Source organism: Cedecea sp. B1(4) (genome assembly GCF_059414925.1).
This window is the reverse complement of record NZ_JCAHMZ010000184.1, coordinates 1-391: the sequence shown is the minus strand read 5'-3', so window position 1 is coordinate 391 and position 391 is coordinate 1. Positions and strand designations below refer to the sequence as shown.

Below are 391 nucleotides of genomic sequence, written 5' to 3'. Positions count from 1 at the left end.
CGTTGGCATGGGCCGCACCTATCGGCTCACGACTAACCGCGACGAGGCATTGAGGTTGCCGACGGACTGGCGCGATAACGACTGGCATCGCGGCCATGCGTGGAATTTCGAGAGAGATCTCTATGAAACCGAAATTCACCACCAGGATGTCGAGCTATTTGGGCCGCCGAGCGATGGAATGCCCTACGAAGGCTGTGATCTGGTCCACACCGAAGCGCATCTTCAGGGCAGTCTTGCATTACTAGCACACGACGCCAACCAAGGAACGGATGCCTTTCTTGAATGGCTGTTCCAGGCCAAGTGGCAAGATGTTCCGGCTGCTGCGCCCACCGTGCGCTATCTTCAAGACATGAACGGCTTTGTTGGGTATGCGCCTGTTTGGACCGACAAT

General features: G+C 56.5%; 1 protein-coding gene. It reads left to right on the top strand.

Translation table 11 applies throughout. The features are described from left to right. Positions 1 to 391, top strand: a 391-nt coding sequence (locus ACR6JA_RS22560) for a hypothetical protein (protein WP_494599676.1), incomplete at both ends; no start/stop codon positions are given.